The organism is Streptomyces sp. NPDC060209 (genome assembly GCF_042728155.1).
Lineage (GTDB): Bacteria > Actinomycetota > Actinomycetes > Streptomycetales > Streptomycetaceae > Streptomyces.
In genome coordinates this window covers 1-12695 of record NZ_JBHWZS010000246.1, presented here as the reverse complement: position 1 = coordinate 12695, position 12695 = coordinate 1, and the positions used below count along the sequence as shown (strand labels likewise).

Here is a 12695-nt window from a genome sequence, read left to right as displayed (position 1 = left end):
GCCCACCAACTGTCCCGCTACCGGGCGGGGTGCCGGACGGAACGCTTCCGCTGTTTCTCACTCTTCTGCTCAACCACCGCACCTTCCCGCAGGTGCGGTATCCCCGCCGGGTCAGGCGGCGAAGGAGATGGTTCACGTGTCCGCTACGCCCGTGTTGGCGTTGCGAGGGGTCTCCAAGCGATTCGGTGCCGTCCAGGCGCTCACCGACGTCGAGCTTGAGGTCCACGCCGGTGAGGTGGTCGCCCTGGTGGGTGACAACGGAGCCGGTAAATCAACGCTGGTCAAGACGATCGCCGGGGTCCACCCCATCGATGACGGAGTCATCGAGTGGGACGGCCGCCCGGTCCAGATCAGCAAGCCGCACGATGCCCAGAACCTGGGGATCGCGACCGTCTACCAGGACCTCGCGCTCTGCGACAACATCGACGTCGTCGGCAACCTCTACCTCGGCAGGGAGCTCCGCAAGTTCGGGATCCTCGACGAGGTCGAGATGGAGCGGCGTTCGCGCGAGCTCCTCAGCACGCTGTCGATCCGCATCCCCAGCGTCCGCATACCGATCGCGTCGCTCTCCGGCGGTCAGCGCCAGACCGTCGCCATCGCGCGTTCGATGCTGGGCGAGCCCAAGCTGGTCATCCTCGACGAGCCCACCGCGGCACTCGGCGTCGAGCAGACCGCGCAGGTCCTCGACCTCGTCGAGCGGCTGCGCGAGCGTGGCCACGCGGTCATCCTCATCAGCCACAACATGGCCGATGTGAAGGCCGTCGCCGACAAGGTCGCCGTGCTCCGGCTTGGCCGGAACAACGGGGTCTTCGACGTGAAGACCACCTCGCAGGAAGAGATCATCTCCGCCATCACGGGCGCCACGGAGAACGCCGTGACCCGTCGTGCGGCGCGCAACGCGGAGGCCCAGAAGTGACAACCGACAAGACGTCCACCGCAGTGATCAACCCGGAGGCGGCCAAGGGCGCCGACACCGTGGTCGACCCCCGGCTGCTCGTGCGCGAGCAGGGCTTCGCCGGATACCTCACCGAGTTCAAGCGCAAGATGCGCGGCGGTGACCTCGGCTCGATCCCCGTGATCATCGGCCTGATCATCATCTGCGTGGTCTTCCAGAGCCTGAACTCCGAGTTCCTCTCGGCGAAGAACGTCAGCGACATCGCCGTCACGATGGTGGCCACCGGCATGATGGCCGTCGGCATCATCTTCGTGCTGCTGCTCGGCGAGATCGACCTCTCGGTCGGCTCGGTCAGCGGCGTCGCCGGCGCGGTCGTCGCGGTGCTCAGCATCACCCACGGGATGAACGAGTGGCTCGCCGTCCTCGTCGCGATCGTGAGCGGCGCGGTCATCGGCGCCATCCACGGCTTCTTCTTCGCACGGATCGGCGCCCCCGCCTTCGCCGTGACCCTCGCCGGTCTGCTGTTCTGGCTGGGCCTGATGCTCCAGCTGCTCGGCGACACGGGCACGATCAACCTGGACAGCGACGGCGTCGTCGGCAGCCTGACCACGTACTACTTCTCGGACGTGGCCGCCGCCTACGGCCTCGCGGCCGTCGCGGTGATCGGCTACTTCGTCCCCGCGTTCCTGGACACCCGCCGCCGTGAGGCCGCAGGCGTCCCGTCGCGGCCGCTCGTCGACATCGTGGTCCGCACCGTGATCCTCGCGGTGTTCGCCTTCGGCGCGGCGTTCATGTTCAACCAGTACCGCGGGCTCCCGCTTGCCCTGGTCCTCTTCCTCGTCGTCCTGGTCGGCACGGACTTCCTCCTGCGCCGCACCTCCTACGGGCGGAAGATCTTCGCGCTCGGCGGCAGCGTCGAGGCGTCCCGCCGTGCGGGCATCAACGTCACCGCGATCCGGATCTCGGTCTTCGCCATCGCCGGCACCTTCGCGGCGGTCGGCGGCCTGTTCTGGGCCTCCAAGATCGCGGCGGCCAACCAGGGCTCCGGCGGCGGCGACCTCCTGATGAACGTCATCGCCGCGGCCGTCATCGGCGGCACCAGCCTCTTCGGAGGCCGGGGCCGCACCTGGAACGCGCTGCTCGGTGTCATGGTGATCGTCTCGATCCAGTACGGCCTGGCGCTGGAAGGCATCGCCACGCCGATCAACTACATGATCACCGGTGCTGTTCTTCTCATCACGGTCGTCATCGACTCCATCACCCGCAAGACGCAGAAGACCGCCGGCCGCGCCTGACCGTCGTACCTGCGCACATGTGCCCGGCGTCCTCCGTGACGCCGGGCACGTCTGCGTCCGGCGGGACCCGGCACGGCGTGGCGGAATGCGCTGCCCGATGACCGGGGCCGCCGGCGGAACATTAGACTCATCGGATCGACTCGCTCGACCAGCTCACACGCAAGGAGGCACGGGTGGATCTGCTGACCCGCATCAGGGGACCGCGCGACCTGGACCGGCTCGACTCCGAGCAGCTGGACCAGCTCGCCGGGGAGATCCGTACCTTCCTCGTCGAGGAGGTGTCCAAGACCGGCGGCCACCTCGGCCCGAACCTGGGCGTGGTCGAGCTGACCATCGCCCTGCACCGGGTCTTCGAGTCCCCGCAGGACAAGGTCCTCTTCGACACCGGCCACCAGAGCTATGTGCACAAGCTGCTCACCGGCCGGCAGGACTTCTCGAAGCTCAAGAGCAAGGGCGGACTCTCCGGATACCCGTCCCGCGCGGAGTCCGAGCACGACGTCATCGAGAACTCCCACGCCTCGACGGTGCTCGGCTGGGCCGACGGCCTCGCCAAGGCCAACGAGGTTCTGGGCAAGGACGACCACGTCGTCGCCGTCATCGGTGACGGCGCGCTCACGGGCGGTATGGCCTGGGAGGCGCTGAACAACATCGCCGCCGCCAAGGACCGCCCGCTCGTCATCGTCGTCAACGACAACGAGCGCTCGTACGCCCCGACCATCGGCGGCCTCGCGAACCACCTCGCCACCCTCCGCACCACCGACGGGTACGAGCGGTTCCTGGCCCGCGGCAAGGACCTCCTGGAGCGCACGCCCGTCGTCGGCAGGCCGCTGTACGAGACCCTGCACGGCGCCAAGAAGGGCCTCAAGGACTTCATCGCCCCGCAGGGCATGTTCGAGGACCTCGGCCTGAAGTACGTCGGACCGATCGACGGCCACGACATCGAGGCCCTGGAGTCCGCGCTCCAGCGGGCCAAGCGCTTCGGCGGCCCGGTCATCGTGCACTGCCTCACCGAGAAGGGCCGCGGCTACACCCCCGCCCTCCAGGACGAGGCGGACCGCTTCCACGCGGTCGGCAAGATCCACCCGGACACCGGCCTGCCCATCTCCACCTCCGGCCTCGACTGGACCTCGGTCTTCGGCGAGGAGATGGTGAAGCTGGGTCACGAGCGTGAGGACATCGTCGCCATCACGGCGGCCATGCTCCAGCCCGTCGGCCTCGGCAAGTTCGAGGAGGCCTTCCCGGACCGGATCTACGACGTCGGGATCGCCGAGCAGCACGCCGCGGTCTCCGCGGCGGGCCTGGCCACCGGCGGGCTGCACCCCGTCTTCGCCGTCTACGCGACCTTCCTGAACCGCGCCTTCGACCAGGTCCTGATGGACGTCGCCCTGCACAAGTGCGGGGTGACCTTCGTCCTGGACCGGGCCGGCGTCACGGGCACGGACGGTGCCTCGCACAACGGCATGTGGGACATGTCGATCCTGCAGTGCGTGCCGACCCTGCGCATCGCGGCCCCGCGTGACGCCGATCAGGTCCGCGCGCAGCTGCGCGAGGCCGTCGACGTGGACGACGCACCCACCGTCGTCCGCTTCTCCAAGGGCGCGGTCGGCCCCGCGGTCAAGGCCGTCGGCACGGCGGGCGGCATGGACGTACTGCGCACGGCGGGTACGGACACGCCGGACGTCCTCCTGGTATCGGTCGGCGCTCTCGCCCCGATGTGCCTGGAGATCGCCTCTCTGCTGGACGCCCAGGGCATCTCCACGACCGTGGTCGACCCGCGCTGGGTCAAGCCCGTCGACGAGGCGCTCGCCCCGCTCGCCGCGGAGCACCGGGTCGTCGTCACCGTCGAGGACAACAGCAGGGCCGGCGGTGTCGGCTCCGCGATCGCCCAGGCGCTGCGTGACGCCGACGTCGACGTCCCGCTGCGCGACTTCGGCATCCCGCCGGTGTTCCTCGACCACGCCTCGCGCGGCGAGGTCATGGCCGAGATCGGGCTGACCGCACCGGACATCGCCCGTCAGGTCACCGGCCTGGTCGCCAAGCTCGACGGCCGTTACGAGAGCCGCGCCGTGGAGCCCGTCCGCGACTGATCCGCCCGCACCGCAATGGGCCGGTCGCCCACCCCACACGGGTGGTTCGACCGGCCCATTCGCGTGAAATCGGGGCCTGTTGCGCCTTCACGGGCATTCCGGGGCGGCCGGTTCCGAATCATGGCGTGCACGACGAGTGCGTGGAGGTACGCCGGTGAGCACGCAGCAGGACACGCCCCCCAGCGGAAAGGGGCTGTTCCGGACCAAGACGGTCGAACAGTCGATCCGCGACACGGAAGAACCGGAGCACGCGCTCAAGAAGTCCCTCTCCGCGCTGGACCTCACGGTCTTCGGAGTGGGTGTCATCATCGGCACCGGCATCTTCGTCCTCACGGGCAAGGTCGCCAAGGAGACGGCGGGCCCGGCCACGGCCCTCGCCTTCGTCGCGGCGGGCATCGTCTGCGCGCTCGCCGCGCTCTGCTACGCCGAATTCGCCTCCACCGTCCCGGTGGCCGGATCGGCGTACACCTTCTCCTACGCCTCGCTGGGCGAGCTGGTGGCCTGGATCATCGGCTGGGACCTGGTGCTGGAATTCGCACTGGGCACCGCGGTGGTGGCGGTCGGCTGGTCCGGCTACGTGCGCTCGCTGATGGACAACATCGGCTGGACGATGCCCGAGGTGCTCTCCGGCCCCGATGTGGCGAGCGGCTTCGGCTTCGACATCCTGGCGTTCGCCCTGGTCCTGATCCTGACGGTCATCCTGGTCCTCGGGATGAAGCTCTCCGCCCGGGTGACCACGGTCGTCGTCGCCATCAAGCTGGCCGTCGTGGGCATCGTGATCATCGCGGGCCTGTTCTTCATCAAGGCGTCCAACTACTCGCCCTTCATCCCCGAGGCCGAGAAGCAGGCCGGCGGATCGGGCCTGGACGCCCCGCTGATCCAGCTGATCTTCGGCTACGAACCGACGAACTTCGGCGTCATGGGCATCTTCACCGCCGCGTCCATCGTCTTCTTCGCCTTCATCGGCTTCGACGTCGTGGCCACCGCGGCCGAGGAGACCAAGCTCCCGCAGCGTGACATGCCGCGCGGCATCCTGGCCTCGCTGGTCATCTGCACCCTGCTCTACGTCGCCGTCTCCATCGTGGTCACCGGCATGCAGAACTACTCCGAACTCTCGGTCAGCGCCCCGCTCGCGGACGCGTTCAAGGCCGTCGGGCACCCCTTCTACGCGGGAGTCATCAGCTTCGGCGCGGCGGTCGGCCTCACCACGGTCTGCATGATCCTGTTGCTCGGCCAGACCCGGGTGTTCTTCGCGATGAGCCGCGACGGGCTGCTGCCGAGGTTCTTCTCGGTGACGCACCCGCGGTTCGGCACCCCGTACCGTCCGACCATCCTGCTCGGCGTGATCATCGCGATCGTCGCCGGCTTCACGAGCATCAACGAACTCGCGACCCTGGTGAACATCGGCACGCTCTTCGCGTTCGTGGTCGTCGCCCTGGGGGTGATCGTGCTGCGCCGCACCCGACCCGAGCTCCACCGCGCCTTCCGCACCCCGTGGGTTCCTCTGCTGCCGATCGTCTCGGTGGCGGCCTCGGTCTGGCTGATGCTGAACCTGCCGGCGGAGACCTGGGTCCGGTTCGGGATCTGGATGGTGATCGGCGTGATCATCTACTTCCTGTACGGGCGCCGGAACAGCCGTATGGCGAAGGCCTCCTGACCCGTCAGGCACCGCGCGACGGCGGCAGCGGCCGTACCGTACGAGGGCCCGTGGTGCGGGCCCCGTACGCCTCGACCCGCTGCCGCAGTTCCCGGTCGGCCGTGACCACGACGCAGGACCGTACGCCGTGGGCGGTCCCGGCCAGTTCGGCGATCAGGTCGTCCCCGCTGCCGGGCGCCGCTTCCACACGCACCCCCGGCACGGAGGCGACCTCGCGCGCGGCGCCCTCCACGACCAGCACGATCTCGACGGGCCCGGCGTGCCCCGGCAGCCCGTCCGCGGCGTACGGGACCAGCGAGTCCCGCAGCCGCTCGGCCGCCCCACGCCGGTCCCGCCACCAATGGTCCGGAACGGACCCCACCACATTGGCGGCGTCGATGATCACCAGAGTCTTCTCACCGGTCATCCCCGAAGGATGCCAGGTCAGCCGCCGGTGGCCGGAGACTTCTTGGCGGACTCGGGGATCGTGCCGTCCGTGCGGATCGCCTTCCAGAGGTCGCCGGCCTGCGGATCCGCGGCCACCACGCGGTTCGGGTCCTGCTTGTCGTAGGCGACCGGCAGCATGATCGTCTCCATGGACGAGGGATCGACACCGTTCATCGAGCGGGCGAACTCGCTGAGCGAGGTCAAAGAGGCGAGCCCCTCGTCGGTCGTCAGCGACTTGGTCGCGGAGTTGGCGATCTTGTACGTCGTCGTCGGACTTCCCAGCAGGTCCTGCGACTTGATCTCGGTCAGCAGGGCGAGCAGGAACTGCTGCTGGAGTCCGATCCGGCCCAGGTCGCTGCCGTCCCCGATGCCGTGCCGGGTGCGGACGTAGGCGAGGGACTCGGTGCCGTTGAGCTTGTGCGTACCGGCGGTCAGGTCGAGGCCCGAGGCCTCGTCCTTGATCGGTTCCTCGACCTTGACGGTGACGCCGCCTATCGCGTCGACCAGATCCTTGAACCCGGCGAAGTTGATCTCCAGGTAGTGGTCGATCCGGACCCCGGACATCTTCTCCACGGTCTTCACCACACAGGCCGGACCGACCTGCGAGTACACGGAGTTGAACATGACCCGCTCGGCGGACGCCATCGTCGAGCCGTCGGACTTGACGCACTCGGGCCGCGTCACCAGGGTGTCGCGCGGTATGGAGACGGCGACCGCCTCGGTGCGGCCCTCGGGTATGTGCACTACCAGCGCGGTGTCGGACCGCGCCCCACTGACGGCCCCGCCCCCGCCCAGCTCCTTGTTCTCCGCCCCGGCGCGTGAGTCGGAGCCGAGGACGAGCAGATTCTGACCGGTGGTGGGGAGCTTCTCGGGACGGTCCTCACCGAGCGCCTTGTTGATGTCGACGCCCTTGATGTTGCCGTCGAGGTCCTTGTACATCCAGTACGCGGTGCCGCCGCCCGCCAGCAGGAGCACGAGGAGCACGAGGAGCGTGATCTTGAGGCCGCGGCGGCGCTTGCGTGGCTTGGAGGCACGTCTGGACCGGGGCGCGTCCGAGACCTGTGATCCGGTGCCATTGGTCTGATCTGTCATGAGCTCGTCTAGTTCTTCCGTCGGGACGCGCCGAGCGCGTGCGAGAGGAGAGGAAGGGGGAGGACGGCAGTCCGTCTGTGTGTTCCGGAGCCATCCCGTGCGCGTTTCGTCCAGGCGTCGTTCACGCCTCGAAGTCGCATTCTGTGATAGGAAGCACCCTGAAATCGACCCCTGTCGAGTATTATTGTGACACCAGTTGACGCTGTGAAAGCAAAACCGGTCATTCGACAGAGAAACCACGGGACTCCGCCCATCGCCGTTCGGCACCGGAGGAAGTACTCGGTGAAGAACGGGCGGGGAGCAATGGGTTTGCGTTCAGGGCGCAGGCGTGCCGGTCATCCTGTCGGGGGGACCCCTTCCGGACCTGCCGGGGGGCCCGCCCCCACGCGGCGCGGCGTCGCCGCCGCGCCGCGCACGACCGGATGGCTGGTGCCGGACAGGGAAGGCCGTCTCACCGCGTACGCCGTCGGAAGAACCGGTGGCATCGTGCGCTGGACCGAGTCCGTGGCACGCCCCGACGACTGGACCGGGCCCGAACTCCTGCTCGCCGACACCGGGATACTCCCGTACCTCTCGGTCGCGCGCAGTACCAACGGCTACGTCGACCTCTTCGCGATGCGCCGGAAGGGCAAGGGCCCTCAGGCACCCCTGGAGATCGTCTACGCGTCCCAGTACCAGACAGGCCGTCCGATGACCGGATGGCACTCGATCGGCAACCCGCACGCCCAGGACGCCGCGCAGTCGGCGGCGGTCGGCGCGCCGGTGGCCGTGGTCGACGGGAGCGACGTGGTCCACGTCTTCGTCCGTAGCGCGGCCGGTGGGGTGTTCACCCGCCGGCGCGGCCAGGAAGGCACCTGGGGCAAGTGGACGGCCCTGCCGTGCAAGCGGGTGCGGGACGGCATCTCCGCGGTCGTCACCCGGTCCGGCCGCGTCGAACTCTTCATGCCGGCCGACAAGGGCGTGTACGTGTGGCGTCAGGAGAAGCCGGGCGGATCCCTGGACCGCGCCCCCAACCTGGTGTTCATCGCCCGCCCGGAGACGGCGTCGGGCATCGAGTCCTACGAGGACAGGATCACCCACTTCTGGCGTGACGACGCCACCGGCGAGGTCGTCGCCTACCGGTTGCCAGTACCCGGCGGCGAGGATGTCGCGCCCGCTCCCCTGGACGGCCGGTCGGGCCGGGGCCCACTCGCCCTGTCCAGGTGTGTCGTGGACGGCTACGACTGCACCGTGCTGGCCCAGACCGAGGAGACGGGCACCCTCGCGGTGACCGCCTACCCGACGGAGATGGAGTCCGCAGGCGCCTGGTGGGCCGACACCCGCGAACCCTGTGAAGGCGCGCCCGCACTCGCCCGCGACCGGGCAGGCCGGCTGGTCGTGGCGGCCATCGGCCGTGAAGGCGGACTGAGCGTGACCCGGCAGCGGGCGGATCAGCAGGGGATGGCGCTGGAGGCCTGGCTCCGGCTGTGAGCCCGTCCCCGCGCAGCACGCGGGGCAGGAGGGGCGGCCTGTGGCCGACGGCTGGGTCCTGGCCATGAGTCCCCGTTACTCCGCCTTCTCGGAGACCCGGACGGAGAGTTCGGTGCCGGCGGTGTAGTACGGCTTGACCAGGACGGCCGGGCCGTCGTCGGCCTGCACGACGCTGTTGGGGTAGGCGAAGACGGCCTTCACGTCCACCACGTCGGTGAGGAAGCGGCCCAGCCGTGCGACCACGGGGTCGTAACGCCGGCCCACCCACAGGTCCCAGAGCTCATGGCGGCCCACGAGTTGCTCGGCCAGGTCCGAGGCGGGAAGCGCGAAGGAGAAGTCGGCGGCGCCCGACGAACTGCCGGAAAGCCAGAAACTGTGCGCGTCGACCCCGCGACGGCGCATCAGGAGCAGGGGTTCCGCGTCACCGAAGTCACAGCCGTACAGGACACCTCGCAGATGGATCGCTCCCTCGCTGATCCAGACCTCGGTGGCCTCCGCGTGACGTTCCCGCGTCCATGTGCGCAGCACCAGATGGCCGCTCTCGGAGGCGTAGGGGAGTTGAACCACGGTGCCCTCGGGGCCGGTTGCCACCGGACCGAAGCCACGCAGATCGAGGGAGCCCGGCCGGACCTTGGCGGGTTTGCCCTCACCGGTGTCCAGATGGACGTCCCAGCGGCCCTCCGTGAGCACCTCGGGCCCCGGCGGGATCACGGCTGTGTAAGTGTGCGGCCCCAGATGTCCGGCGGGCACCAGGGGAAGCCGGACGGGCCGCTCGTCGCGCGCCGCCTTGCGCCTGCGCAACACGAGCCGCAGGTCCTCGCGGCCCTCCTTGACGCCCGCCAGGCGCAGTCCGATCAGGCCGTCGTGCTCCACCGCGCACCCCACCGAGACCTCGGCGGCGGGGCGCGACTCCCGGCGGGCCCTCCGGGACATCCTGATGACCTTCTCGAAGCGCCCGGCGGCCTCCTCCGGACCGTAGCGGAAGGAGTCCTCGAGGGCCTGGAGGCCCATCGCCGCCCGGGTGCCCTCGTCCTCGACCAGGCGCAGCAGCGCGGCGGCGAACGCGTCCACGTCGTCGACCGGCGTGAGCAGGCCGTTGACCTCGTGCCGGACGATCTCCGACGGCCCGCCCGGGCAGGCGGTGGAGACGACGGGAAGGCCGCAGCGCATGGCCTCTGCCAGCGCCAGTCCGAACGACTCACGGTCCGACGTGGAGGCGGCCACGGCTGATGCCGCCCACTGGGCCTCCAGCCTGGGCTCCTCCATCATCAGGAAGACGTGGTTGTACAGGTCGAGGTCGGCGACGAGCGCACGGAGCGCGCCGTACTCGGGGCCGGTGCCGAAGATCCGCAGCTGCCAGTCGGGGTGGTGTTCGCACACTTGGGCGAAGGCCTGGATCAGCAGGTCGAAGCGCTTCTCGGGGACGAGCCGTCCGGCCGCCATCACGACCCGGGACCGTCCGTCGGCCGGACGCACCCGCGGCTCGGGCACGCAGTCGGGGTGTGCGTAGACCGCGATCCCGCCCGGCAGACCCGCTTCCGTGACGGCCGTGGCCTCGGCCGCGCTCGGCACGATCACGGCGTCCAGCCGGCCGAGCCCCGCCCACGCGCGGCTCTGCTCCTGCGCGGACAGCACGGTGCTCAGCAGATGCAGCTGGCCCAGCCGCAGGGCCCTGGGGCGGCCCCAGCGCGAGACGTAGGCCGCCAGCTCCAGGCTGGTGCCCACCACCACCTGGGCCTGGGTCTCGCCGAGGTACTCCTCCACCTTCTCGTCGGTCAGCTGGCTGTAACGCCAGGACATCTCCTGCGTGCGCGGGATGACCCGGGACGGGGTGAGCCGGCGGATGTCCTGCTTGTCGGGACGACGTCCCTCGCGCAGGTCCAGCAGGGAGAGGTTCCGCACCCCGTGGGCCGGTGCGACGGCCGGCCGGTCGAGCCAGCGGAACACCGAGACGACCCGGACCTCGTGGGTGTCGGCCAGCGCACCCGCGAGGTTGAGGACGGCACGGGTCGCTCCGTCGGCCGCGAACGCGTTCTGAACCAGGAAATCGATCTTCACCGCTGTGCCGGCTTCTCGTAAGGACTGGGAAGAGGGAAGTAGGCCTCGAAGAACGGATGGATCAGAGCTTCCTGATCAGCCACGTCGTCCTCGGTGGTGAAGGAGTCGTTCACGCAGAAAACGGCGGCGTCGCGCCGCTTGAGGAGCCTGTCGAGTTTCTTGGAGAGCTGGACCATCGAAAGGTGCAGGTAGGCGTACGGAATGGTGTCGGGCACTCCGCGCCCGGTGAAGTACGAGTAGTACGGATACATGCAGGTGCCGACGTCGATGTCAGTCCTGCTGCGGAACCGGGCGGCCGCGGTCGCCCGGAACACCTCCGCGAATTCCCGCTCCATCTCCTCCAGAACACTGCGTCGCAGCGGTACGGGCGTGTGCTTCATCGCGTCGATGATGGTGCGGCCGAACCGCGTCTCCAGGAGAGCCCTGACGTTCTTGCGGGCCACCTCGTGCGGCAGGTCGTCCGGCTGTATCGGGCCCATCGGAATGCGGACCGTGTCCGGGTAGTACTTGGACGCCCCGTTCGGCAGGAAGAACTCGTGCGGAGTGATCGGCCTGCCCACGAACACATCGTCGTTGAAGTGGATGAAGTGCTCGGAGAGTCCGGGGACGCGGTGCAACTGCGCGCTGATGGCGTGGGAGTTGAACACCGGGAGGCGGTCCGTCTCCCGGAAGATCTCCCGGTGCGACACCACGGTGATGCCCTCCGCGGCCTCGTCGAGCCAGTGCGGCACCTGGTCGTCGGTGACCAGGAAGATGTGGCGGACCCACGGGGCGTACATGTGCAGGGAGCGCATCGAGTAGAGCAGCTCGTCGCGGTTGATGTAGCGCCCGGCGCTCGCGGACTCCTCGTGGAAGACGTCGCCAGAGGCCTCGGCCCTGCGCCGCTGCCAGGCCGGATCGTCGCTGTCCACCCAGGTGTAGACGACATCGATGGGGAAGGTGATCTCGTCCGGGCCGGTGCAGACGAATTCCCGGCGGGTCGGCAGGCCGGTCGCCTCCTGCTTGCGGCTCCAGCGCCGCTGCTTGGCTTCCGGCTCCGTCCGGAGCGGCGGCGCCAGCCTGGAGAAGCGGTGCGGGGAGACGAGCGTCATCTCGCCCTCCACCGGGAGGAAGCTCGCGCCCCGGTTGATCCGGGGCGGCAGCAGGCGCCCCTCCTCCTCGCGCCAGAACTCGATGTCGCAGCCGTACTCGATGCCGTACACCAGCTCGCCCGAGGGGTCGGCCTGGAACCAGATGGCGCGCAGCACGTCCACGGTCTCCAGGCCCTGCCAGGAGGACTCGCGGGTGCCGAGGTGGAGCAGTTCGCTGGTGCGCTGGACGGGGACCCTGCGCTGGATGTACCCGGGGCTCCGGTTGAACAGCGACCGCAGCGTCTGGGCGACCCGGCCGCGGTGGGTGTCGCGCACGCCGACCGCCGACGAGGTGTCCTCGGTTCCGGGCACCACGAAGTGCTCGACGCCGGCCTGCGTCAGCGCGGTGGACACCAGCTGAAGGTGCAGGGCGCGTACCGCGAGAGGGGTCAGGCCCGGCTGGACGTGGGCCAGTCGGCGGTGCATGCCGACGGGAATCTCGTGCATGCCGACGGGCATGGCCCGGCTCGGCCGTTCAGCCGTTGCGTTGATCGGATGGATCACCGAATACTCCAGAACATCAGTGCGCCGTCGAGACGCCGGAAGAACACCGCTCACCCGGGTGGCCCGCTCCGCGGACCACCC

Annotated in this window: 9 protein-coding genes; 5 read left to right on the top strand and 4 right to left on the bottom strand. The window is 69.4% G+C overall.

Annotation, left to right across the window (positions count from 1 at the left end):
- The first annotated feature begins 127 nt into the window (after positions 1-127).
- The 4 genes from ACFWFI_RS32715 to ACFWFI_RS32700 all read left to right on the top strand — a co-directional run bounded on the left by ACFWFI_RS32715 (position 128) and on the right by ACFWFI_RS32700 (position 5934).
- Complete coding sequence (locus ACFWFI_RS32715) at positions 128-916, top strand: ATP-binding cassette domain-containing protein (RefSeq protein WP_124275349.1); 789 nt, start codon at positions 128-130, stop codon at positions 914-916.
- Positions 913-2190, top strand: coding sequence for a sugar ABC transporter permease (locus ACFWFI_RS32710; protein ID WP_387397332.1), 1278 nt, complete (start codon positions 913-915; stop codon positions 2188-2190). Before ACFWFI_RS32715 ends, ACFWFI_RS32710 begins: the two co-directional genes overlap by 4 nt.
- Positions 2191-2363: 173 nt before the next feature.
- On the top strand, positions 2364-4277 hold the full coding sequence (gene dxs / locus ACFWFI_RS32705; protein ID WP_387397329.1) for a 1-deoxy-D-xylulose-5-phosphate synthase: 1914 nt from the start codon (positions 2364-2366) through the stop codon (positions 4275-4277).
- Positions 4278-4431: 154 nt separating this feature from the next.
- On the top strand, positions 4432-5934 hold the full coding sequence (locus ACFWFI_RS32700) for an amino acid permease (protein ID WP_387397326.1): 1503 nt from the start codon (positions 4432-4434) through the stop codon (positions 5932-5934).
- A gap of 4 nt (positions 5935-5938) precedes the next feature.
- On the opposite strand, the gene ACFWFI_RS32695 is transcribed toward ACFWFI_RS32700, so the two are convergent.
- Both ACFWFI_RS32695 and ACFWFI_RS32690 read right to left on the bottom strand, forming a co-directional pair.
- Positions 5939-6340, bottom strand: a complete 402-nt coding sequence (locus tag ACFWFI_RS32695; protein ID WP_387397323.1) for an NYN domain-containing protein — start codon at positions 6338-6340, stop codon at positions 5939-5941.
- A gap of 17 nt (positions 6341-6357) precedes the next feature.
- On the bottom strand, positions 6358-7452 hold the full coding sequence (locus ACFWFI_RS32690; RefSeq protein WP_387397320.1) for an LCP family protein: 1095 nt from the start codon (positions 7450-7452) through the stop codon (positions 6358-6360).
- Between the two features lie 429 nt (positions 7453-7881).
- Between ACFWFI_RS32690 and ACFWFI_RS32685 the strand changes: the two genes are divergently transcribed.
- Complete coding sequence (locus ACFWFI_RS32685) at positions 7882-8922, top strand: PLL family lectin (RefSeq protein WP_387397317.1); 1041 nt, start codon at positions 7882-7884, stop codon at positions 8920-8922.
- A 75-nt stretch (positions 8923-8997) separates the two neighbouring features.
- Here the strand turns inward: ACFWFI_RS32685 and ACFWFI_RS32680 are convergent, their stop codons facing one another.
- Both ACFWFI_RS32680 and ACFWFI_RS32675 read right to left on the bottom strand, forming a co-directional pair.
- Positions 8998-10980, bottom strand: coding sequence for a glycosyltransferase (locus tag ACFWFI_RS32680; protein WP_387397314.1), 1983 nt, complete (start codon positions 10978-10980; stop codon positions 8998-9000).
- The gene (locus ACFWFI_RS32675) at positions 10977-12557 is read right to left on the bottom strand and encodes a stealth family protein (RefSeq protein WP_387397311.1); all 1581 of its coding nucleotides are present in this window, start codon (positions 12555-12557) and stop codon (positions 10977-10979) included. The genes ACFWFI_RS32680 and ACFWFI_RS32675 overlap by 4 nt, the downstream gene beginning before the upstream one ends.
- Between the last annotated feature and the right edge of the window lie 138 nt (positions 12558-12695).

Excerpts from the sequence above, each read along its gene's own strand:
- ACFWFI_RS32690 (WP_387397320.1), bottom strand. The coding sequence starts at position 7,452 with ATGACAGATCAGACCAATGGCACCGGATCACAGGTCTCGGACGCGCCC.
- ACFWFI_RS32675 (WP_387397311.1), bottom strand. The coding sequence starts at position 12,557 with ATGCACGAGATTCCCGTCGGCATGCACCGCCGACTGGCCCACGTCCAG.
- ACFWFI_RS32715 (WP_124275349.1), top strand. The coding sequence starts at position 128 with ATGGTTCACGTGTCCGCTACGCCCGTGTTGGCGTTGCGAGGGGTCTCC.
- ACFWFI_RS32695 (WP_387397323.1), bottom strand. The coding sequence starts at position 6,340 with ATGACCGGTGAGAAGACTCTGGTGATCATCGACGCCGCCAATGTGGTG.